Raw genomic sequence first — 21,840 nt, forward strand, 5'->3', positions numbered from 1 at the left:
CCGCTTTTTTTATGTCTGCGGCTTAAGCTGGTCAGAATGTGATGCCTACCGCAAATACGGTAAATGCCGTTCTGGCTCTGTGCATATGCACAATGTTCTGGGCGTTACCTATGCGTATTCTGTCCTTTGTCACTTTTATCAGGAGTAACGGATGGCGACCTATCACCTCGACGCTCGGCTGGCGCAGGATATAGTGGCGCGCACGATGAAAATTATTGACAGTAATGTCAACGTGATGGATGCGCGCGGACGGATTATCGGCAGTGGCGATCGGGAACGTATTGGGGAATTGCACGAAGGCGCGTTGCTGGTGCTGTCTCAGGGACGGGTGGTAGACATTGATGAAGCAGTGGCGAAACATCTGCACGGCGTACGGCCTGGCATTAATTTGCCGCTGCGCATTGATGGCGAAATTGTCGGTGTGATTGGCCTGACCGGCGAGCCGCTGGCGCTGCGTCATTACGGTGAGCTGGTGTGTATGACGGCAGAAATGATGCTTGAACAGGCACGCTTACTGCACATGCTGGCGCAGGACAGCCGCCTGCGTGAAGAGCTGGTGCTGAATCTGATTCGCAGCGATACGCTGTCGCCACAGCTTACCGAATGGGCGCAGCGGCTGGGGATCGATCTCAATCAGCCACGCGTGGCGGCGGTGGTGGAAGTAGACAGCGGGCAACTGGGCGTGGACAGCGCGATGTCTGAATTGCAACAGTTGCAGACGCTACTCACTACGCCAGAACGCGATAATCTGATCGCCATTGTTTCTCTGACCGAAATGGTGGTATTGAAACCGGCATTAAACGTCCATGGCCGTTACGATCGGGACGACCATCGTAAGCGCGTCGAGCAACTGTTACAGCGAATGAAAGAGAGTGGTCATCTCCGTATGCGCATTGCGTTGGGTAATTTTTTTACCGGCCCAGGCAGTATTGCCCGCTCTTATCGCACCGCGCGCACCACCATGATGGTCGGTAAACAGCGTATGCCGGATGTAAGAAGTTATTTTTATCAAGATTTAGTGTTACCGGTTTTACTGGATAGTTTGCGCGGCGGTTGGCAGGCCAATGAACTGGCGCGACCGTTAGCGAAACTGAAGAGTATGGATAACAATGGACTGTTACGTCGTACTTTAAACGCCTGGTTTACCAATAACGTCCAGCCGAGCGCTACGGCGCGGGCGCTGTTTATTCACCGCAACACGCTAGAGTATCGCCTGAACCGTATTTCAGAATTGACCGGGCTTAACCTGAGCCATTTTGACGATCGACTGTTGCTGTATGTGGCCTTGCAGCTGGATGAGCAGGGCTAAGAAGGACATAAAAAAGGCCAGTATTAATAAGCTGGCCTTTAAGCGGTTTATGGAAAATTAACGTCCGTTGCGGGTTAATTTCTCAAGATCAGATTGGATTTCAGTGATTTTATTGGTAACCACGCTTTCCAGATGGCGCAGGTCAGCAAGTATTTTGCGTTTTAAATCGACTTCAATCTGATCGCGCTGGCAAATCTGGTCCAGTTCATCAATCACATAACGCAGGTTAGGACTGATTTCCTGCACTTCTTTGTAGCCGTGACTCGCATGATCGGCGACAACGGTTTTACGCTGACGCGGATATTTAAACTTCACGCTTTTCGCGAAGAATTCACCTTTATCTTTGCGAAAGTAAATTTTCAGGATGTCATTGTTCGCTTCCTGACGCAGGCTGTAACGGTCAATGTCATCCGGGGTACTGATGCCTAAGCTTTTAAGGTTGTCGTACATAGCGTAGTTTCCATGAAATTGAGAAGCGCGCAGTTGAGTTCATGATTTAAAACTGTAGACATTAATAGCAGGATGAACATTGCGCGACAGGTTTTAACTGGCGCGGATTATCACCTGATTGAAAAATAAACGCACCTGTTAATTCGCAACGCGAATCAGGATGTCTGGCGGGAAGCGTAAAGAAAAAATGACGGGCCGGTTTCCAGCCCGTACAGGCGTTTAGTCGATGGTACGCAGCAGTTCGTTGATGCCTACTTTGCCGCGTGTTTTAGCGTCAACTTTCTTAACGATAACCGCGCAATACAGGCTGTAGCTGCCATCTTTTGACGGCAAATTACCCGAAACCACCACTGAACCGGCTGGCACACGGCCGTAATGCACTTCACCGGTTTCGCGATCGTAAATTTTGGTGCTCTGGCCGATGTAGACGCCCATTGAAATCACCGAACCTTCTTCAACGATGACGCCTTCAACAATTTCTGAACGCGCGCCGATAAAACAGTTATCTTCGATGATAGTCGGGTTAGCCTGCAGCGGCTCCAGTACGCCACCAATGCCGACACCGCCGGACAGATGAACATTTTTACCAATCTGCGCGCATGAACCTACCGTCGCCCAGGTATCAACCATGCTACCTTCGTCCACGAATGCGCCAATGTTAACGTAAGAGGGCATCAGCACGGTATTACGTGCAATATAAGCGCCCTGACGAACGGCGGCCGGCGGCACCACGCGGAAACCCTCTTTTTTGAAGCGCGCATCATCCCAATCCGCGAATTTCATGGGAACTTTGTCGTAAAAACGTGTCTCTGCGCCTTCCATTACCTGATTGTCATTGATGCGGAAAGACAGCAGCACTGCCTTCTTCAGCCACTGATGCGTTACCCATTCGCCATCGATTCTCTCAGAAACACGCAGTGCACCGCTGTCCAGCAGCGAGATCACCTGGTTGATGGCATCACGGGTTTCGGTGTCGACGCTGGTTGGGGTAATGTTGGCGCGACGTTCGAAGGCGGATTCAATAACGCTCTGTAACTGTTGCATATTTTTTTCCTGATCTGTCGTGTTCAATGCCGGGGAATAACCCGACACAAGTAAAAAATTTTAGGCGCACAATCGATTGCGGTCACACTTTATCGTTTGGATTAAGGGCTTCTGTCAACCGTTGTTGCAACGCATTGCGCATTTCCTCGTCAAGCGCCAGGCGATCGCTGTTAGCCAGAATAAATAAATCTTCGACGCGTTCGCCAATAGTGCTGATGCGTGCACCGTGCAGTGAAACGCCGAGATCGGCAAATACTTCCCCGACGCGTGCCAGTAAACCCGGCTGATCCAGCGCCACCAGTTCGAGATAGCTGCGGCGGTCGGTATGGGTTGGCAAAAAATTGACTTCTGTTTCTACGCTAAAGTGCTTCAGCCTGGCGGACTGACGACGCGTACGCGGCGGCACCCAATCAGATTGAGTAATCGCCTGCTCCAGCGCCTGAATAATTAACGGATGGCGATCCGGTGCCAGCGGACTGCCGTCCGGCTCCAGCACAATAAAGGTATCCATCGCCATTCCATCACGGCTGGTAAAAATTTGCGCATCGTGAACGCTAAGGTTGCGGCGATCTAACTCGCCAGCGACCGCCGCAAACAGGTGAGGGCGATCCGGACTCCAGATAAAAATTTCCGTGCCGCCACGTGTGGCCTGTGGGCTGACCAATACCAGCGGTTTAGTCAGGTCGTGCCCGAGTAGATGACGTGCGTGCCAGGCAATCTGGTTCGGTGTATGGCGCAGAAAATAATCGGCGCGACAGCGATTCCAGATCTGATGTAGACGTTCTTCATCAATATTGTCCATGCGCAGCAGCGCCAGCGCCTGTAAACGATGATGCCGCACGCGTTCACGCAGGTCCGGGCTGTTTTCCATACCGCGTCGCAGCTGTTTTTCGGTGGCGAAAAACAGCTCGCGCAACAGGCTTTGCTTCCAGCTGTTCCACAGGCTTTCGTTTGTCGCGCAGATGTCGGCAACGGTTAAGCACACCAGATAACGCAGACGATTTTCGTTCTGCATGATTTCAGCAAACTGCTGAATGACGGTAGGATCCTGAATATCGCGGCGCTGAGCGGTAACCGACATTAACAGGTGATGACGCACCAGCCAGGCCACCAGTTGCATTTCCCGCGAGTTGAGACTGTGCAACTCCGCAAATTCAAGCGCGTCTTTCGCTCCGAGAATGGAGTGATCACCGCCGCGTCCTTTAGCAATGTCGTGCAGCAGCGCGGCCATCAGCAGCAGTTCCTGCTGTGGCAAGCGCGGCCACACCTCGACACACAGTGGATGCTGCGGGCGCGTCGCTTCGTGGGCAAAACTCTCCAGCTTCTGTAACACGCGAATGGTATGTTCATCGACGGTGTAAGCATGAAACAGATCAAACTGCATTTGGCCGACAATATGCCCCCAGAGCGGCGTATAGGCCCACAGTACGCTGTGGCGATGCATCGGCACCAGTGCCCGACTTACCGCGCCGGGGTGGCGCAGAATCGCCATGAAAAGCTGACGCGCTTCCGGAATCTGACACAAAGGCTGCTTCAGATGACGACGTGCATAGCGCAGATGGCGCAGCGTGGTGGAATAGATCCCTTTGATCATGTCGTTGCGTACCATGACGTAGAACATACGCAGAATAGCCTGCGGTTCGCGCTCGAACAGCGTTTCGTCACGCAGATCGATTAAGTTACCGCGCAGCTGAAAATTATCATCTATTGGGCAAGGTTTTTCGCTGGTATCAAGTGCCAGGATCGCTTCATCGAATAGCTGCAACAGCATCTGATTCAGCTCGCTGATACGGCGAGTGACACGATAGAAATCCTTCATCATGCGTTCAACCGGCTCGTTGCCTTCACCCTGATAATTAAGGCGTTGTGCGACTGTGAGCTGGCGATCAAACAACAAACGGTTGTCATAGCGCGTCAGCGAAAGATGCAAGGCAAAACGGATGCGCCAGAGAAAATCCTGACATTCATTAAGCTCGTTACGCTCAATATTGGTGAGAAAACCGAAACCAACCATTTCATCCAGCGTGGTAGCGCCAAAATGGCGGCGGGCAACCCATTGCAGGGTATGAATATCGCGCAAGCCGCCGGGGCTGCTTTTAATATCTGGTTCAAGATTGTAGCTGGTGCCGTGATAGCGTTGATGTCGTTCAAGCTGCTCTTCTATTTTTGCAGCGAAGAAACGTGAAGAGGGCCAGAAACCCTCGCTAAAGACATTTTTTTGCAGTTCAAGGAAGAGCGCGACATCACCGACCAGCATACGTGACTCGATCAGATTGGTGGCGACAGTCAAATCAGACAATCCTTCCAGCAAACACTCTTCCAGAGTGCGCACGCTGTGGCCGACTTCGAGCTTTAAATCCCACATCAGCGTCAGTAGTTCGCTGGTACGCTGTGCGGCTTGCTCATCGAGCGGATGGCGGCTGAGGATCAGGACATCAATATCAGAAAGTGGGTGCAGTTCGGCGCGTCCATATCCTCCCACGGCAACGAATGCGATGGATTCCAGACGGTCGAAACCAAAAAAGTGCCATAAACGACACAGCAGACGATCGATATACAGCGTGCGGGCATCGATCAGAGTTTCCACGGCTTCACCCGCGTCGAAGGCGGCTGCTAAGTGCTGCTGAAAATCGTCCAGACGTTGTTTTAACAAGTCGCGCGTTAGCTGGTCATCAGCCCAATGGGTGGGGGAAACGTTCAGGCCATCTTTAACTGTATCCGGCAGGCTCACGCTCATGCGACTCTTCTCTTTTTAATCGTAAAAAAACCGGCAGGGTGCCGGCTTTTTCGTTTGTGGAGGATCACCCTTCGTTGACAAGGACCGCGGGAATGGTGTCGTCTTTGCGCAGGGTTAAAATCTCACAGCCGTTATCTGTCACCACAATAGTATGCTCGTACTGTGCGGACAAGCTGCGATCTTTGGTTTTCACCGTCCAGCCATCTTTCATGGTGCGGATGCGGTAATCACCGGCGTTTACCATTGGCTCCACGGTAAACGTCATGCCTGCCTGCAATACCACACCGCTGTCATCGGCATCGTAATGCAGCACCTGTGGCTCTTCGTGGAAGCCTTTGCCGATACCGTGACCACAATATTCACGGACGACCGAAAAGTCATTCGCTTCGACATATTTTTGGATGGCGCGGCCCAGTTCACGCAGGCGAATGCCGGGCTTAATCAGGCGCAGCGACAGATACAGGCTTTCCTGCGTTACGCGGCACAGACGCTCACCTTGAATGGTCGGTTTGCCAACGATAAACATTTTCGACGTATCGCCGTGGTATTCATCTTTAATCACCGTAACGTCAATATTAATAATATCGCCGTCTTTCAGCTGGCGTTCATCGCTGGGAATGCCGTGACATACCACCTCATTAATCGAGATACAGACTGATTTCGGAAAGCCGTGATAGCCAAGGCAAGCCGAAATAGCCTGTTGCTTATGAGTGATGTAGTCATGACAGATGCGATCCAGCTCACCAGTGGTTATACCCGGCTTAACGTGCTGTTCAATCATCTCCAGCACTTCGGCGGCCAGACGTCCGGCGACGCGCATTTTTTCGATTTCTTCAGGGGTCTTAATTGAAATTGCCATTAAATTAATCCGCATTTGCCGACATTATCGACAATAATGAACGTTGTGCTGACATGTTAACAGTCAGCAAATGGGCTGCCAAATAGAGAACACGCTGACCTCAGCTGGCTGAACTATTATTGGTGTCCCGGGCGCGGTTATGGTATAAAGCGCGCCGACGATTCTCTGTACGGCCGTTTGGTCGGCAGGAAACGCATAAATCTCATTATGTGTAATAAAACACACATGTATCGACACATGCGCCGGGGTGCCTCGTAAGAGGTCGGTCGTATGGGATACATGGAGGCCCAACCCCAAACTATCATAGAGGTAATCATGGCAACTGTTTCCATGCGCGACATGCTCAAGGCTGGTGTTCACTTCGGTCACCAGACCCGTTACTGGAACCCAAAAATGAAACCATTCATCTTTGGTGCTCGTAACAAAGTTCACATCATCAACCTTGAAAAAACAGTACCAATGTTCAACGAAGCGTTGGCTGAGCTGAATAAGATCTCTTCCCGTAAAGGTAAGATCCTGTTTGTTGGTACTAAACGCGCTGCTGCCGAAGCGGTAAAAGAGTCTGCTCTGAGCTGCGATCAGTTCTTCGTTAACCACCGCTGGTTGGGTGGCATGCTGACTAACTGGAAAACCGTTCGTCAGTCTATCAAACGTCTGAAAGATCTTGAGACTCAGTCTCAGGACGGCACTTTTGACAAACTGACCAAAAAAGAAGCGCTGATGCGCGCTCGTGAACTGGCCAAGCTGGAAAACAGCCTGGGCGGTATCAAAGATATGGGCGGTTTGCCGGATGCACTGTTCGTTGTTGATGCTGACCATGAACACATCGCAATCAAAGAAGCAAACAACCTGGGTATTCCAGTTTTTGCTATCGTTGATACCAACTCTGATCCAGATGGTGTTGATTTCGTTATCCCTGGTAACGATGATGCGATCCGTGCTGTAAGCCTGTACCTGACTGCCGTTGCGACCACTGTGCGCGAAGGTCGTTCTCAGGACCTGGCTGAGCAAGCCGAAGAAGCGTCTTTAGAAAACGCTTAATAAGGTCTGCTCTGCATAAGAGCCCTTAGTATTCAGATGTGATCTGTAGGGGGCCAAAATTGGCCCCTTTATTTTATCTAAGTCTGTTACGCCTCCATCAGGAAGGCGGGACGGAGTAAACTTTCCGCAATAAGTGCCTGCTAGTGCAAATGTACCCAGGTACGAACCGAGGATTCTGGAATGGCTGAAATTACCGCTGCATTGGTAAAAGAACTGCGTGAGCGTACTGGCGCGGGCATGATGGATTGCAAAAAAGCGCTGACTGAAGCGCACGGCGATATTGAGCTGGCAATTGAAAACATGCGTAAGTCTGGCGCAATTAAAGCGGCGAAAAAAGCAGGCAACGTGGCTGCTGACGGCGTGATCAAAACCAAAATCGTTGGCGACTACGGTGTGATCCTGGAAGTTAACTGCCAGACTGACTTTGTTGCTAAAGATGGTGGTTTCCAGGCATTTGCTGACAAAGTTCTGGAAGCTGCTGCTGCCGATCGCATTACCGATGTTGAAGTGCTGAAAGCGCAATTCGAAGAAGAGCGCGTGGCGCTGGTTGCCAAAATTGGTGAGAACATCAACATTCGTCGCGTTGCTTTGCTGGAAGGCGAAGAGCTGGGCAGCTACCTGCACGGCGCTCGTATCGGCGTGCTGGTTTCAGCGAAAGGCGCTAACGAAGAGCTGATCAAGCAGATCGCTATGCACGTTGCCGCGAGCAAGCCTGAGTTTGTTAAGCCAGAAGATGTATCTGCTGATGTGGTTGAAAAAGAGTACCAGGTTCAGCTGGACATCGCGATGCAGTCTGGCAAGCCAAAAGAGATCGCAGAGAAAATGGTTGAAGGCCGCATGAAGAAATTCACCGGCGAAGTCTCTCTGACCGGTCAGGCTTTCGTTATCGATCCAGGTAAAACCGTTGGTCAGGCTCTGAAAGAGCAAGGCGCTGACGTTATCAATTTCATCCGCTTCGAAGTGGGTGAAGGCATTGAGAAAGTTGAAGCTGACTTCGCTGCAGAAGTTGCGGCAATGTCTAAACAGTCTTAATGTTCTGAAAGAACCGCCAGAAGGCGGTTCTTTTTTGTCTGCAATCTGCAACAGACATGTTTTTCAGTCTCATCCCAATAGCATTTTCATTATGGTAAACGGATGATTGACCAGATTTTACTTCTCTTTTTTACCCTATCTTCCAGGAAGAATTGACCATGGCGACCAACGCAAAACCTGTTTATCAACGTATCCTGCTAAAACTGAGTGGCGAAGCACTGCAAGGTGCCGAAGGTTTTGGTATTGACGCGAGTGTGCTTGACCGTATGGCGCAAGAGGTAAAAGAGCTGGTCGAACTGGGCATCCAGGTTGGCGTTGTGATTGGCGGTGGCAACCTGTTCCGTGGCGCGGGTCTGGCTCAGGCGGGTATGAACCGCGTCGTGGGCGACCATATGGGTATGCTGGCGACGGTCATGAATGGCCTGGCAATGCGTGATGCGTTGCACCGCGCCTATGTCAATGCTCGTCTGATGTCTGCAATTCCACTGAATGGCGTGTGCGATAATTACAGCTGGGCCGAAGCAATCAGCCTGCTACGTAACAATCGCGTAGTGATTTTCTCTGCCGGTACGGGCAACCCTTTCTTTACCACTGACTCGGCAGCGTGCCTGCGCGGTATTGAAATCGAAGCTGACGTGGTATTGAAGGCGACCAAGGTCGACGGCGTCTACTCAGCCGATCCGGTGAAAAATCCTGATGCCACGCTGTATGAGCAATTAACCTATTCTGAGGTGCTGGATCAGGAGCTGAAAGTGATGGATCTTGCTGCCTTTACGCTGGCGCGCGACCATAAATTGCCAATCCGCGTCTTCAACATGAATAAGCCTGGCGCACTGCGTCGCGTAGTGATGGGTGAAAAAGAAGGCACCCTGATTACGCATTAATACCCGAGGCGAGATAAAATAAGGTATATTCTGTCAGCGCGGTGACAATCCATCGTGCACCAGTCAGGATTATCGATGATTATCGATCCCGTTTCCGGTTATACCGGAACTGGCCAGGTCAAACCGAATCCAAGGGTTTTAACGTGATTAACGACATCAAAAAAGATGCTGATACGCGCATGGAAAAATGCGTCGAAGCATTCAAAAATACCATCAGTAAAGTGCGCACTGGTCGTGCTTCACCTGCGCTACTCGACGGCATTGTCGTCGAATATTACGGCACGCCAACGCCGCTGCGTCAGCTGGCTTCGGTTACCGTAGAAGACTCGCGTACGCTGAAAATCAACGTATTTGATCGCTCGCTCGGCCCTGCCGTTGAAAAAGCCATCATGACGTCCGATCTCGGCCTGAATCCAAGTTCAGCGGGTAGCGACATCCGTGTGCCGCTGCCTGCACTGACCGAAGAGCGTCGTAAAGATTTGATCAAAGTCGTGCGCGGTGAAGCCGAGCAGGGCCGCGTGGCGGTACGTAATGTGCGCCGCGATGCCAACGATAAAATCAAAGCGTTGCTGAAAGATAAAGAGATCAGCGAAGATGACGAACGTCGTGCGCAAGATGAGATCCAAAAAATGACCGATGCGCACATCAAGAAAGTGGATGCCGCCCTGTCAGAAAAAGAAACGGAGCTGATGGATTTCTGATCCCATCGCTGCCGGAAAAAACGCCGTACAGAGAAGCGTTCTTTCGGAATGCGTTATCTGGCGGCGTTTTACATTGTGCTTATCAGCACGACCTTTGACCTCACATGGACAGCAAAATGAAGCGATTAACTCTGCTGGGTTCAACCGGATCGATTGGCACAAGCACGCTGGCGGTCGTTCGCGCCAACCCTGAATTGTATGAAGTAACCGCCTTAGTTGCCGGTCAGAATGTTGAGCTGATGGCTGAACAGTGCGCAGAATTTCAACCCCACTACGCGGCGATGGCTGATGAAGACGCTGCCACGGCGTTGCGTGAACGACTGAGAGCACTCAAGGTAGCTACTGAAGTGCTCTCCGGCGTTCAGGCGGCTTGTGAACTGGCAGCACTGGATGAGGTTGACCAGGTGATGGCGGCGATTGTTGGCGCGTCGGGCTTGCTGCCCACGCTTGCAGCCATTCGCGCCAGTAAAACCGTTCTGTTAGCGAATAAAGAATCCCTTGTCACCTGCGGCCGTTTGTTTATGGAGGCGGTACGTCAGCATCGCGCGCAATTGTTGCCCGTTGACAGCGAGCATAACGCCATTTTTCAGAGTTTACCGGCTTCCATCCAGCATCAGTTAGGATACGCTGACCTACAGGATAATGGCATTGAAACGATTATCCTTACGGGATCGGGTGGTCCTTTTCGTGACACGGTATTAAGCGATCTGGCTGCGATGTCGCCTGATCAGGCTTGTGCGCATCCGAACTGGTCGATGGGACGAAAAATTTCTGTCGATTCAGCCACCATGATGAATAAAGGTCTTGAATACATTGAAGCCCGTTGGTTATTTAATGCCAGCGCAGCGCAGATGGAAGTGATTTTGCATCCGCAATCGGTCATTCATTCCATGGTGCGTTACTGCGATGGTAGCGTGTTGGCCCAGTTGGGTTCTCCTGATATGCGTACACCGATTGCTCACAGCATGGCGTGGCCGGCGCGCATTAACGCTGGCGTAACGCCGCTGGACTTCACCCGCATGTCGGCGCTGACGTTCGCAGAACCCGACTTTAATCGCTATCCCTGTTTGAAACTGGCTATCGACGCCTGTGAAGCTGGACAAGCGGCGACCACCACGCTTAATGCCGCCAACGAGGTTGCCGTCGCGGCATTTCTGAATCACCAGATTCGTTTTACCGACATTGCGGTGCTTAACAGTGCGGTGCTGGCGGCACAGGCGTGTCAGGAACCTGATTCGGTGGAGGCAGTCCTTGAGATCGATCGCATGGCGCGCGCTGTGGCGACAGAAATGTTGCCGCGTGTCACGTCATTACGCTGATCGCGCCGAGGTCGTTTGTTCACTTCCGGTGAAAATGATATAGTCGCTGGCTCGCGTTTCACGGTCTGTCACCGAATTCGGTGTAGCCCGACATGCAGTGTCGGGATTTGTACCGGGCGCAATGTATTCAGAAACCACAGCATTTCTGATGAAAGGAATTGATTACGCGTTATGTCGTCTAACAATCAAAACAAAACCGATGACCAGCAGGGAACCGGTCCACGCCACGTGGCTATCATTATGGATGGCAACGGTCGCTGGGCTAAAAATCAGGGAAAATTGCGTATTTCCGGTCATAAAGCGGGCGTTAAATCGGTGCGTCGCGCCGTCAGTTTTGCTGTTAGCAATAATTTAGAGTCTTTGACGCTGTACGCGTTCAGTAGCGAAAACTGGAGCCGTCCAGCGCAAGAAGTGACGGCACTTATGGAGTTGTTCGTCTGGGCGCTCGACAGTGAAGTAAAGAGCCTGCACAAGCATAATGTTCGTTTACGCATCATCGGTGACATCAGTCGTTTCAGCGCCCGCATTCAGGAGCGTATTCGTCGTTCTGAAGCGCTGACCGAAAATAATGATGGTCTCACTCTTAACATTGCCGCTAACTATGGCGGGCGTTGGGATATTATCGAGAGCGTGAAAAAAGTGGCAGTACAGGTTCAGGAAGGACTGTTACGCCCTGACCAAATAACCGAAGAGAGCCTGACGCCTCATCTGTGTATGCAGGATCAGGCGCCAGTGGATTTAGTGATAAGGACCGGGGGAGAGCATCGGATTAGCAACTTCCTGCTGTGGCAAATCGCCTATGCTGAATTTTATTTTACCGATGTTCTTTGGCCTGATTTCGATGAACACGTTTTTAAAGGTGCACTGAATGCATTCTCTCTGCGGGAGCGTCGCTATGGTGGCGCTGCACCAGGCGGCGCCTGAGCAATCTGGGGGTAACCTTTGCTGAAGTCTCGTCTGATTACCGCGTTGATTTTAATACCGCTGGTAATTGCTGCACTGTTTTGGTTACCGCCTGTTGGCTTTGCGATTACAACCATCATCATCTGTATGCTTGCTGCCTGGGAATGGGGGCAACTTGCAGGTATGGTGTCCCGTCAACAACGTATCTGGCTGGCCGTGTTATGCGGTCTGCTGCTGGCGTTGATGCTGTTTACGCTTCCTCCTTATCAGCATGATGTTCATCTGCCGCAGATGGCGACTTCGCTTTGGGCGTCGCTGGTATGGTGGATTGTGGCGCTATTGCTTGTGCTTTCCTACCCGGCTTCCGCGGCCTTATGGCGCCACTCTCGTCCGTTGCGGCTGCTATTTGGCATTCTGACCATCATCCCTTTCTTCTGGGGCATGCTCGCGCTGCGCCAGTATCATTATGACAGCGATCACTTCGCAGGCGCATGGTGGCTGCTGTTTGTCATGTTTCTGGTATGGGGCGCGGACTCAGGCGCCTATATGTTCGGCAAGCTTTTTGGTAAGCATAAACTGGCGCCGAAAGTGTCACCGGGTAAAACCTGGGAGGGTTTCATTGGCGGCCTGTTCTCTTCAGCCATTATTGCTTTGCTGTTTGCCAGCCTGGCCCCTATCAGCGTCTCCGTCGGCACACTGGTGATTTGTGCGGTTATCGCCACGTTAGCCTCGGTGCTTGGCGACCTTACCGAGAGCATGTTCAAACGTGAAGCGGGTATCAAAGACAGTGGCAATTTGATTCCTGGTCACGGCGGTATTCTTGACCGCATTGATAGCCTGACCGCAGCCGTGCCGGTGTTTGCCTGTTTATTGTTACTGGTGTTCCGCACCCTCTGAGGACAGGCAAAGATGTTGAGCATACTCTGGAGTTTCTTCGCCTTTATCGTCGCACTTGGCGTATTAATCACTGTCCATGAATTTGGCCATTTTTGGGTAGCGCGTCGTTGCGGTGTCAAAGTGGAACGCTTTTCTGTCGGTTTCGGTAAAACGCTATGGCACCGTCAGGATTGCCACGGCACAGAATTCGTTATTGCGCTGATTCCACTTGGCGGTTACGTCAAAATGCTTGATGAGCGTGTTGAAAGCGTACCTGCTGAGCTGCGCCATCAGGCTTTTAACAACAAAGCTGTCTGGCAGCGCGCTTCGATTATTGCGGCAGGTCCCGTCGCTAACTTCATCTTCGCCATTTTCGCTTACTGGGTTGTGTTCATTCACGGCGTCCCTGGCGTGCGCCCGGTGATTGGTGAAATTTTGAGCGGATCGGTTGCTGCTGAAGCGCAAATTGCACCCGGCATGGAACTTAAGGCCGTTGACGGTATCGAAACGCCTGACTGGGATGCTGTACGCATGGCGCTGGTAGGGAAAATTGGCGATAACAGCACCACCTTAACGGTTGCGCGTTTTGGTGAACAGGCAACCCAGCAGAAGCAGCTTGATTTACGCAACTGGCAGTTTGAGCCAGACAAGCAGGATCCGGTCGTGGCGCTGGGCATTCGGCCGCGTGGTCCGCAAATTGAAACCACGCTGGCAGAAGTGCAGGCGAATTCACCCGCCAGTGAAGCCGGTTTGCAAGCTGGCGATAGGATCGTTAAAGTCGATGGTCAGCCATTATCGCAGTGGCAGGCTTTTGCCACGCAGGTAAGGGATAACCCCGGAAAAAGCATGGCGCTTGAGATCGTTCGTAACGGTGAAACGGTACAGTTAGCCATGACGCCAGAAGCGAAGCCGGGGGCAAAAACGGAAGGATTTGCGGGCGTTATTCCGCGCATTGTTCCGTTGCCGGAAGCGTTTAAGACGGTAAGGCAGTATGGTGCATTCTCGGCTATCGGTGAGGCCAGTGTAAAAACCTGGCAATTGATGAAGTTGACTGTTTCCATGCTGGGCAAGTTAATAACCGGTGATGTGAAGTTGAACAACCTGAGCGGGCCGATTTCGATTGCGCAGGGTGCGGGGTTGTCAGCAGAGTACGGGATGATTTACTACCTGATGTTCCTGGCGTTGATTAGCGTCAACCTTGGCATCATCAACCTGTTCCCACTGCCGGTTTTAGATGGTGGGCACTTGCTCTTTCTGGCGATCGAAAAGATCAAAGGTGGACCGGTGTCCGAACGAGTTCAGGACTTTAGTTATCGCATTGGCTCAATTCTGCTGGTGTTGTTAATGGGGCTTGCACTTTTCAATGATTTCTCACGTCTGTAATCGCTGGATAGCGGACCGACGAGGGATGTGTTAGGAAAACGCATAATAACGATGGCGATGAAAAAGTTGCTCATAGCGTCGCTGCTGTTTAGCAGCGCCACCGTTTACGGTGCAGACGATTTCGTAGTGAAGGATATTCATTTCGAAGGGCTGCAGCGAGTCGCCGTCGGCGCGGCTCTGCTGAGCATGCCGGTACGAGTAGGCGATACGGTGTCTGACGATGACGTCAGAAATACCATTCGCTCGCTGTTCGCTACTGGCAACTTTGAGGATGTTCAGGTCCTGCGAGACGGTAATACACTGATTGTCCAGGTCAAAGAACGTCCAACCATTGCCAGCATTACCTTCACCGGTAACAAAGCGGTGAAGGAAGATCAGCTCAAACAGAATCTTGAAGCATCGGGTGTGCGTGTTGGCGAAGCGCTGGACCGCACCATGCTCTCTTCTATTGAGAAGGGTCTTGAGGACTTCTATTACAGCGTCGGTAAATACACCGCCAGCGTGAAAGCGGTGGTGACGCCGCTGCCGCGTAACCGTGTTGACCTTAAGCTGGTGTTTACTGAAGGCGTTTCTGCAAAAATTCAGCAGATTAATATCGTTGGAAACAAAGCGTTCAGCTCTGATGAGCTTATCTCACGCTTCCAGTTACGCGATGAAGTGCCGTGGTGGAACCTGGTAGGCGATCGTAAATACCAGAAGCAGAAACTGGCAGGGGACCTTGAAACGCTGCGCAGTTTCTACCTTGATCGTGGTTATGCACGCTTTAATATCGATTCCACGCAAGTGAGCCTGACGCCGGACAAAAAAGGCATCTATATCACCGTAAACATCACGGAAGGCGATCAGTACAAGATTGCAGGCGTGGTTGTAAATGGCAGCATGGCGGGCCATTCGGCGGAAATCGAACATCTGACGAAAATCCCAGCGGGCGAGCTGTATAACGGCACTAAAGTCACGCAGATGGAAGATGATATTAAGAAGCTGCTGGGCCGTTATGGTTATGCCTATCCGCGTGTGGTGACACAGCCGGAGATTAATGACGCTGATAAGACAGTGAAACTGCATATTAATGTCGATGCAGGTAACCGCTACTACGTACGCAATGTCCGCTTTGAAGGCAACGACACGTCGAAAGATTCCGTACTGCGTCGTGAAATGCGTCAGATGGAAGGCGCCTGGCTGGGCAGCGATTTGGTCGAGCAGGGTAAAGAGCGCCTGAACCGCACCGGCTATTTTGAAACGGTTGATGTTGATACGCAGCGCGTGCCAGGTTCTCCTGACCAGGTGGACGTGGTTTACAAAGTTAAAGAGCGTAATACGGGAACCTTCAACTTCGGCGTCGGTTACGGCACTGAAAGTGGCGTCAGTTTCCAGGTCGGCGTGACGCAGGAAAACTGGCTAGGGACCGGTAATACCGTGGGCATCAGCGGTACTAAGAATGATTACCAGACTTATGCCGAGTTCTCGCTTACCGATCCTTATTTCACCGTTGACGGTGTGAGTTTGGGCGGTCGTCTGTTCTATAACGACTTTAAAGCTGACGATGCTGATTTGTCCGACTATACCAACAAAAGTTATGGTTTAGACGGCACGCTGGGCTTTCCTGTTAACGAGAACAACACGCTGCGCGTAGGCTTAGGCTATGTGCATAACGATCTGTCGAACATGCAGCCGCAGATTGCGATGTGGCGTTATCTTGACTCGGTTGGTAAGCCGCAGCAGTTGAATGACGAAGGCGATTTTTCCGCTGACGATTTCACCTTTAACTACGGTTGGACGTACAACACGCTGGACCGTGGCTTCTTCCCAACAGCCGGTAACCGCACTAACCTGAACGGTAAGATTACCATTCCGGGTTCAGATAACAGTTTCTATAAAGTAACGCTGGACAGCCAACAGTATATGCCGCTCAATCAGGATCGTACCTGGGTACTGTTGGGGCGCGGTCGTGTGGGTTACGGTGACGGTTTAGGCGGTAAAGAAATGCCGTTCTATGAGAACTTCTATGCGGGCGGCTCAAGCACCGTACGAGGGTTCCAGTCAAATACCATTGGTCCAAAGGCGGCGTATCTGAACGATCACTCTTCTACCTGCTCGCTTGCTGATGCAAATGGCATTTGTCGATCAGATGATGCTGTCGGCGGTAACGCGATGGCGGTAGCCAGCTTTGAGCTGATTACGCCAACGCCGTTCCTGAGCGAGAAGTATTCGAATTCCGTTCGTACTTCACTCTTTGTAGATGCCGGTACAGCATGGGATACCAAGTGGGAAAATACCGCTCAAACGCGTGCAGCAGGCATCCCCGATTACAGCGATCCGAGCAATGTCCGTGTATCAAGCGGTATTGCCTTGCAATGGATGTCACCGCTGGGTCCGTTGGTATTCTCTTACGCCCAGCCGATCAAGAAATACGAGGGAGATAAGGCAGAGCAGTTCCAGTTTAATATTGGTAAAACCTGGTAATGTTCTGAGCATGGAGGCATAAGCTGAAGTATTGCCGCCAGGCAGGGGAGTCACTGACCTCTCTGCCGGGGCAAACACTGTGTCGCTGACACAAACGTTGATGGTAAGGAGTTTATAGTGAAAAAGTTGTTGTGTGCCGCAGGTCTGGGTCTTGCTTTAGCGGTCTCCGCTGGTGTTCAGGCTGCTGACAAAATTGCAGTGGTAAACGTGTCCAGCATTTTCCAACAGTTACCGCAACGTGCGACTGTTGCCAAACAGCTGGAAAATGAGTTCAAAGGCCGTGCAAGCGAATTACAGAGTCAGGAACGCGATCTGCAAACCAAAATGCAGCGATTGCAGCGTGACGGTTCTACCATGAAGGCCAGCGAGCGCAGCCGCATGGAAAAAGACGTCATGTCACAGCGTGAAGCCTTCTCGACCAAAGCGCAGGCATTTGAGCAGGACAATCGCCGTCGTCAGACGGAAGAGCGTAATAAATTGCTGGGCCGTATTCAGGACGCAGTGAAGAAAGTGGCTGCTGATGATGGTTACGATGTAGTCATCGACGCTAATGCCGTGGCTTACGCGTCAAACGCGAAAGACATTACTGCAGACGTGCTGAAACAGGTTAAATAATCAATGTCATCTATTCGACTGGCTGATTTAGCCCAGCAGTTGGATGCAGAATTGCACGGAGATGGCGATACCGTCATCTCCGGCATTGCTTCTATGCAATCCGCCACAACTGGCCAAATTACTTTTCTTGCAAACAGCCGTTACCGCGAGCAACTCGCTCTGATTAAGGCTTCAGCCGTGGTGCTGACGGAAGCGGATCTGGAATGGTGCAAAACGGCAGCGTTGGTGGTGAAAAATCCCTACCTGACCTATGCACGTATGGCACAACTGCTTGATACCACGCCGCAACCCGCACACAATATTGCCTCCAGCGCCGTCATCGATCCCAGCGCCAAATTAGGTCACAACGTCTCTGTTGGTGCCAATGCGGTGATCGAATCAGACGTTGAGTTAGGTGATAACGTGGTGATAGGCGCGGGTTGTTTCGTGGGTAAAAAAACACGCATTGGTGACGGCACACGTTTATGGGCCAATGTTTCCATCTACCATGAGATTCAAATTGGTCAGGATTGTCTGATTCAATCGGGTACGGTGATTGGTTCCGATGGTTTCGGATATGCGAACGATCGTGGTAACTGGGTGAAAATCCCACAGTTAGGTGCAGTCATTATCGGCGATCGGGTTGAAATTGGTGCCTGTACCACTATCGATCGCGGTGCCCTGGATAACACTCTGATTGGCAATGGTGTTATCATAGACAACCAATGTCAGATCGCGCACAACGTGGTTATTGGTGACAATACCGCTGTTGCAGGCGGTGTGATTATGGCAGGGAGTTTGAAAATTGGACGTTATTGTATGATTGGCGGTGCCAGCGTCATTAACGGCCATATGGAAATTTGTGACAAGGTGACCGTGACCGGTATGGGCATGGTAATGCGTCCTATCACAGAGCCTGGTGTATACTCTTCAGGCATTCCGCTACAACCTAACAAAACCTGGCGTAAAACTGCAGCGCTGGTGATGAACATCGATGATATGAGCAAGCGCTTAAAAGCCATCGAGCGTAAAGTCGGCAAAGACGACTAAACGGCATCCCAAACCTGACCGGCTTTCATAATAAAAGTGTTAAGCAGGGAAGCGCCATGGAACCTATTTGCGGCCTGCGGAAGATCGAGTTGATCTGTGCAGGCCGTGTTATTGATGTCATCAGATTTTTAGGACAGGAAGAGTATTTTGACTACTGAAACTCATACTCTGAAAATTGAAGAGATTTTAGAGCTGCTGCCGCACCGCTATCCATTTTTGCTGGTTGACCGCGTGCTGGAATTTGAAGAGCATAAATACCTGCGTGCAGTGAAGAACGTTTCTGTAAATGAACCGTTTTTCCAGGGGCATTTCCCTGGTAAACCGATTTTTCCTGGCGTTCTGATCCTGGAAGCGATGGCGCAGGCAACCGGTATCCTGGCGTTTAAAAGTGTAGGTAAACTGGAGCCGGGCGAGCTGTATTATTTCGCCGGTATCGACGAGGCGCGTTTCAAACGTCCGGTCGTTCCGGGCGATCAAATGATCATGGAAGTGACTTTCGAGAAAACCCGCCGTGGTCTGACCCGCTTTAAAGGCGTGGCGACCGTTGATGGTAAAATCGTTTGTGAAGCAACTATGATGTGTGCCCGCAGCCGGGAGGCGTAATTCGTGATTGATCCAACCGCCAACATCCATCCCAGTTCTGTCATTGAAGAGGGGGCCATTATTGGTCCCAACGTCCACATCGGCCCGTTCTGTTTTATTGGGGCAAATGTGGAAATTGGTGAAGGAACGGTACTGAAATCGCATGTGGTAGTAAATGGCCATACGCGTATCGGTAAAGATAACCAGATCTATCAATTCGCCTCAATTGGTGAAGTGAATCAGGATCTGAAATACGCAGGCGAACCGACTCGCGTTGAGATTGGCGACCGCAACCGCATCCGCGAAAGCGTCACTATCCATCGCGGCACCATTCAGGGCGGCCATGTCACCACTGTTGGTAACGACAACCTGCTGATGATCAATGCGCATATCGCCCATGACTGCGTGGTAGGCAATCGCTGCATTTTTGCTAACAACGCAACGCTTGGCGGCCACGTTACCGTTGATGATTTTGCGATTATTGGCGGAATGACGGCGGTGCATCAATGGTGCATTATCGGAGCACATGTGATGGTGGGCGGTTGTTCAGGCGTGGCGCAAGATGTTCCTCCTTACGTCATCGCGCAGGGTAACCATGCGACGCCGTTTGGTATCAACATTGAAGGCCTGAAGCGTCGTGGTTTCAGTAAAGAGTCGCTGCATGCCATTCGTAACGCATACAAATTGCTTTATCGCAGTGGCAGAACGCTGGATGAAGTGAAGCCGGAGATCGAAGAAATTGCGAAGCAGCACAGCGAAGTGCAGCCGTTCTATGATTTCTTTGCCCGCTCAACCCGGGGATTAATTCGCTAATTCATGTCACCGCGTCCCTTAACGATTGCCATCATCGCCGGAGAAACCTCCGGCGATATTCTTGGTGCAGGCTTGATTCGTGCGCTTAAAGCGCGTCATCCCACCGCACGTTTTGTCGGCGTTGCCGGCCCGCTGATGCAAGCGGAAGGTTGCGAAGCCTGGTATGAAATGGAAGAGTTAGCGGTAATGGGGATCGTAGAAGTGCTGGGTCGCTTACCGCGCCTGTTAAAGATTCGCCGCGACCTCACCCAACGATTCATCGATCTCAAACCGGATGTGTTTGTTGGCATTGATGCGCCGGATTTCAATATCACTTTAGAAGGACGATTGAAGCGCGCGGGCATTCGCACCATTCACTATGTTAGCCCGTCGGTGTGGGCGTGGCGACAGAAGCGCGTGTTCAAAATTGGCCGCAACACCAATCTGGTATTGGCTTTTTTGCCGTTTGAGAAAGCCTTTTACGATCGCTTCGGCGTGCCTTGCCGCTTTATCGGCCATACCATGGCTGATGCGATGCCAATGCAGCCGGACAAGCTTGCAGCGCGTCGCCAACTGGGTATTACCGATAACGCGCTCTGTTTGGCGCTCTTGCCGGGCAGCCGTGGCGCAGAAGTCGAAATGCTCAGCGAAGATTTCCTTAAAACGGCGCAGCTATTGCGCATGCATTATCCGGCGCTAGAAATTGTCGTGCCGTTGGTTAATGCTAAACGCCGTGAGCAATTTGAGCAGATTAAAGCCCGCGTTGCGCCTGAATTGCCGATGCATTTGCTGGATGGCAAAGGGCGTGAAGCGATGATTGCGAGCGATGCCGCATTGCTGGCATCAGGGACTGCCGCGCTGGAATGTATGCTGGCAAAATGCCCCATGGTTGTTGGCTATCGTATGAAGCCTTTTACCTTCTGGCTGGCGAAACGACTGGTGAAAACGCCCTATGTGTCGTTGCCAAACTTGTTAGCCGGGCGCGAATTAGTTAAAGAACTCCTGCAGGATGAGTGTCAGCCAGCCGCGCTGGCGGCGGCTTTAGACCCGCTGCTGCACGCCGGCGTTGAACGAGACAGGCTGCTGCAGGAATTCTATGAGATGCACCAGCAGATTCGCTGGAATGCCGACGAACAAGCGGCAGACGCAGTACTGGAGATAGCCAATGTCTGATTTTATCTATCCTGTTGCTCATCTTATCGCTGGCGTAGACGAAGTTGGGCGCGGACCCTTAGTGGGCGCCGTTGTGACTGCAGCCGTGATCCTCGATCCGGCAAACCCCATTACTGGCTTAGCAGACTCAAAAAAATTATCAGAGAAACGCCGTCTGGCGTTGTATGACGAAATCAAAGCGAAAGCACTGGCATGGAACGTAGGCCGTGCCGAGCCAGAAGAGATTGACCAGATTAACATTCTGCACGCAACTATGTTGGCGATGCAGCGTGCGGTGGCGGGTTTAGCCATCACGCCCGACTGGGTTCTGGTTGATGGTAATCGTTGCCCGGCATTGCCAATGCCGTCGCAGGCTGTCGTAAAAGGTGATAGCCTGGTGGCTGAAATTAGCGCCGCTTCAATTATCGCCAAAGTCACGCGCGATCGCGAAATGAGCGAGTTAGATCTGCTGTTTCCGCAATATGGCTTTGCCCAACACAAAGGTTATCCCACCGCACTGCACAGGGAAAAGTTGACGCAGTACGGTGCGACACCACACCATCGCCGCAGCTTTGCGCCGGTGCGTAATGCGCTTATCGACGCCGATGTGCTGGCAAGCTGTCAGCCAACGACGCTTTAATGCCTGCCGCTTTTTTAACCGGAAATTGA

General features: G+C 51.6%; 20 protein-coding genes. 16 read left to right on the forward strand and 4 right to left on the reverse strand.

Translation table 11 applies throughout. From position 1 onward, the window contains the following. Positions 1 to 151 precede the first annotated feature (151 nt). Entirely contained in the window at positions 152 to 1,309 is a 1,158-nt protein-coding gene (locus QRY16_RS10470) for a CdaR family transcriptional regulator (protein WP_289776535.1), read from the forward strand. A gap of 57 nt (positions 1,310 to 1,366) precedes the next feature. Here the strand turns inward: QRY16_RS10470 and QRY16_RS10475 are convergent, their stop codons facing one another. The 4 genes from QRY16_RS10475 to map form a co-directional block, all read right to left on the reverse strand. Next, positions 1,367 to 1,759 carry a DUF3461 family protein gene (locus QRY16_RS10475; protein WP_193403743.1) on the reverse strand — a complete coding sequence of 131 codons (393 nt, stop codon included), beginning with the start codon at positions 1,757 to 1,759 and terminating at the stop codon, positions 1,367 to 1,369. A 219-nt stretch (positions 1,760 to 1,978) separates the two neighbouring features. Continuing rightward, the gene (dapD, locus tag QRY16_RS10480; protein WP_193403742.1) at positions 1,979 to 2,803 is read right to left on the reverse strand and encodes a 2,3,4,5-tetrahydropyridine-2,6-dicarboxylate N-succinyltransferase; all 825 of its coding nucleotides are present in this window, start codon (positions 2,801 to 2,803) and stop codon (positions 1,979 to 1,981) included. 82 nt (positions 2,804 to 2,885) lie between these two features. Then, positions 2,886 to 5,540, reverse strand: coding sequence for a bifunctional uridylyltransferase/uridylyl-removing protein GlnD (glnD, locus tag QRY16_RS10485; protein ID WP_289776536.1), 2,655 nt, complete (start codon positions 5,538 to 5,540; stop codon positions 2,886 to 2,888). 64 nt (positions 5,541 to 5,604) lie between these two features. Beyond that, positions 5,605 to 6,399 carry a type I methionyl aminopeptidase gene (gene map / locus QRY16_RS10490; RefSeq protein ID WP_289776537.1) on the reverse strand — a complete coding sequence of 265 codons (795 nt, stop codon included), beginning with the start codon at positions 6,397 to 6,399 and terminating at the stop codon, positions 5,605 to 5,607. A gap of 315 nt (positions 6,400 to 6,714) precedes the next feature. Between map and rpsB the strand changes: the two genes are divergently transcribed. From rpsB to rnhB, 15 genes are all read left to right on the forward strand, one after another. Further along, on the forward strand, positions 6,715 to 7,440 hold the full coding sequence (gene rpsB, locus QRY16_RS10495; RefSeq protein WP_193403739.1) for a 30S ribosomal protein S2: 726 nt from the start codon (positions 6,715 to 6,717) through the stop codon (positions 7,438 to 7,440). A gap of 180 nt (positions 7,441 to 7,620) precedes the next feature. Then, complete coding sequence (tsf, locus tag QRY16_RS10500) at positions 7,621 to 8,472, forward strand: translation elongation factor Ts (RefSeq protein WP_193403738.1); 852 nt, start codon at positions 7,621 to 7,623, stop codon at positions 8,470 to 8,472. A gap of 158 nt (positions 8,473 to 8,630) precedes the next feature. Further along, complete coding sequence (gene pyrH / locus QRY16_RS10505; protein ID WP_193403737.1) at positions 8,631 to 9,356, forward strand: UMP kinase; 726 nt, start codon at positions 8,631 to 8,633, stop codon at positions 9,354 to 9,356. Between the two features lie 143 nt (positions 9,357 to 9,499). Further along, the gene (gene frr / locus QRY16_RS10510; protein ID WP_289776538.1) at positions 9,500 to 10,057 is read left to right on the forward strand and encodes a ribosome recycling factor; all 558 of its coding nucleotides are present in this window, start codon (positions 9,500 to 9,502) and stop codon (positions 10,055 to 10,057) included. A 116-nt stretch (positions 10,058 to 10,173) separates the two neighbouring features. Further along, entirely contained in the window at positions 10,174 to 11,376 is a 1,203-nt protein-coding gene (gene ispC, locus QRY16_RS10515; RefSeq protein ID WP_289776539.1) for a 1-deoxy-D-xylulose-5-phosphate reductoisomerase, read from the forward strand. 171 nt (positions 11,377 to 11,547) lie between these two features. After that, positions 11,548 to 12,300 carry a (2E,6E)-farnesyl-diphosphate-specific ditrans,polycis-undecaprenyl-diphosphate synthase gene (gene ispU, locus QRY16_RS10520; protein WP_193403734.1) on the forward strand — a complete coding sequence of 251 codons (753 nt, stop codon included), beginning with the start codon at positions 11,548 to 11,550 and terminating at the stop codon, positions 12,298 to 12,300. Positions 12,301 to 12,318: 18 nt separating this feature from the next. Then, a complete protein-coding gene (cdsA, locus tag QRY16_RS10525; RefSeq protein WP_193403733.1) occupies positions 12,319 to 13,176 on the forward strand; it encodes a phosphatidate cytidylyltransferase in 858 nt (285 codons plus the stop codon). A gap of 12 nt (positions 13,177 to 13,188) precedes the next feature. Further along, the gene (gene rseP, locus QRY16_RS10530) at positions 13,189 to 14,538 is read left to right on the forward strand and encodes a sigma E protease regulator RseP (RefSeq protein ID WP_289776540.1); all 1,350 of its coding nucleotides are present in this window, start codon (positions 13,189 to 13,191) and stop codon (positions 14,536 to 14,538) included. A gap of 51 nt (positions 14,539 to 14,589) precedes the next feature. Next, the gene (gene bamA / locus QRY16_RS10535; protein ID WP_289776541.1) at positions 14,590 to 17,001 is read left to right on the forward strand and encodes an outer membrane protein assembly factor BamA; all 2,412 of its coding nucleotides are present in this window, start codon (positions 14,590 to 14,592) and stop codon (positions 16,999 to 17,001) included. 117 nt (positions 17,002 to 17,118) lie between these two features. Next, positions 17,119 to 17,616 (forward strand): molecular chaperone Skp, encoded by a 498-nt coding sequence (gene skp, locus QRY16_RS10540; protein WP_289776542.1) that lies wholly within the window; start codon positions 17,119 to 17,121, stop codon positions 17,614 to 17,616. A 3-nt stretch (positions 17,617 to 17,619) separates the two neighbouring features. After that, positions 17,620 to 18,645, forward strand: a complete 1,026-nt coding sequence (lpxD, locus tag QRY16_RS10545; protein ID WP_289776543.1) for a UDP-3-O-(3-hydroxymyristoyl)glucosamine N-acyltransferase — start codon at positions 17,620 to 17,622, stop codon at positions 18,643 to 18,645. 147 nt (positions 18,646 to 18,792) lie between these two features. Continuing rightward, a complete protein-coding gene (gene fabZ / locus QRY16_RS10550) occupies positions 18,793 to 19,248 on the forward strand; it encodes a 3-hydroxyacyl-ACP dehydratase FabZ (protein ID WP_013507953.1) in 456 nt (151 codons plus the stop codon). Positions 19,249 to 19,251: 3 nt separating this feature from the next. Beyond that, positions 19,252 to 20,040 carry an acyl-ACP--UDP-N-acetylglucosamine O-acyltransferase gene (gene lpxA / locus QRY16_RS10555; RefSeq protein ID WP_193403728.1) on the forward strand — a complete coding sequence of 263 codons (789 nt, stop codon included), beginning with the start codon at positions 19,252 to 19,254 and terminating at the stop codon, positions 20,038 to 20,040. Positions 20,041 to 20,043: 3 nt separating this feature from the next. Then, the gene (lpxB, locus tag QRY16_RS10560; RefSeq protein ID WP_289776544.1) at positions 20,044 to 21,192 is read left to right on the forward strand and encodes a lipid-A-disaccharide synthase; all 1,149 of its coding nucleotides are present in this window, start codon (positions 20,044 to 20,046) and stop codon (positions 21,190 to 21,192) included. Continuing rightward, positions 21,185 to 21,811: a ribonuclease HII gene (gene rnhB / locus QRY16_RS10565; protein WP_193403726.1), complete on the forward strand. Its 627-nt coding sequence runs from the start codon at positions 21,185 to 21,187 to the stop codon at positions 21,809 to 21,811. Before lpxB ends, rnhB begins: the two co-directional genes overlap by 8 nt. Positions 21,812 to 21,840 lie beyond the last annotated feature (29 nt).

Origin of the sequence: Mixta mediterraneensis (assembly GCF_030283135.1) — a bacterium.
In the GTDB taxonomy this organism is placed as follows: domain Bacteria; phylum Pseudomonadota; class Gammaproteobacteria; order Enterobacterales; family Enterobacteriaceae; genus Pantoea; species Pantoea mediterraneensis.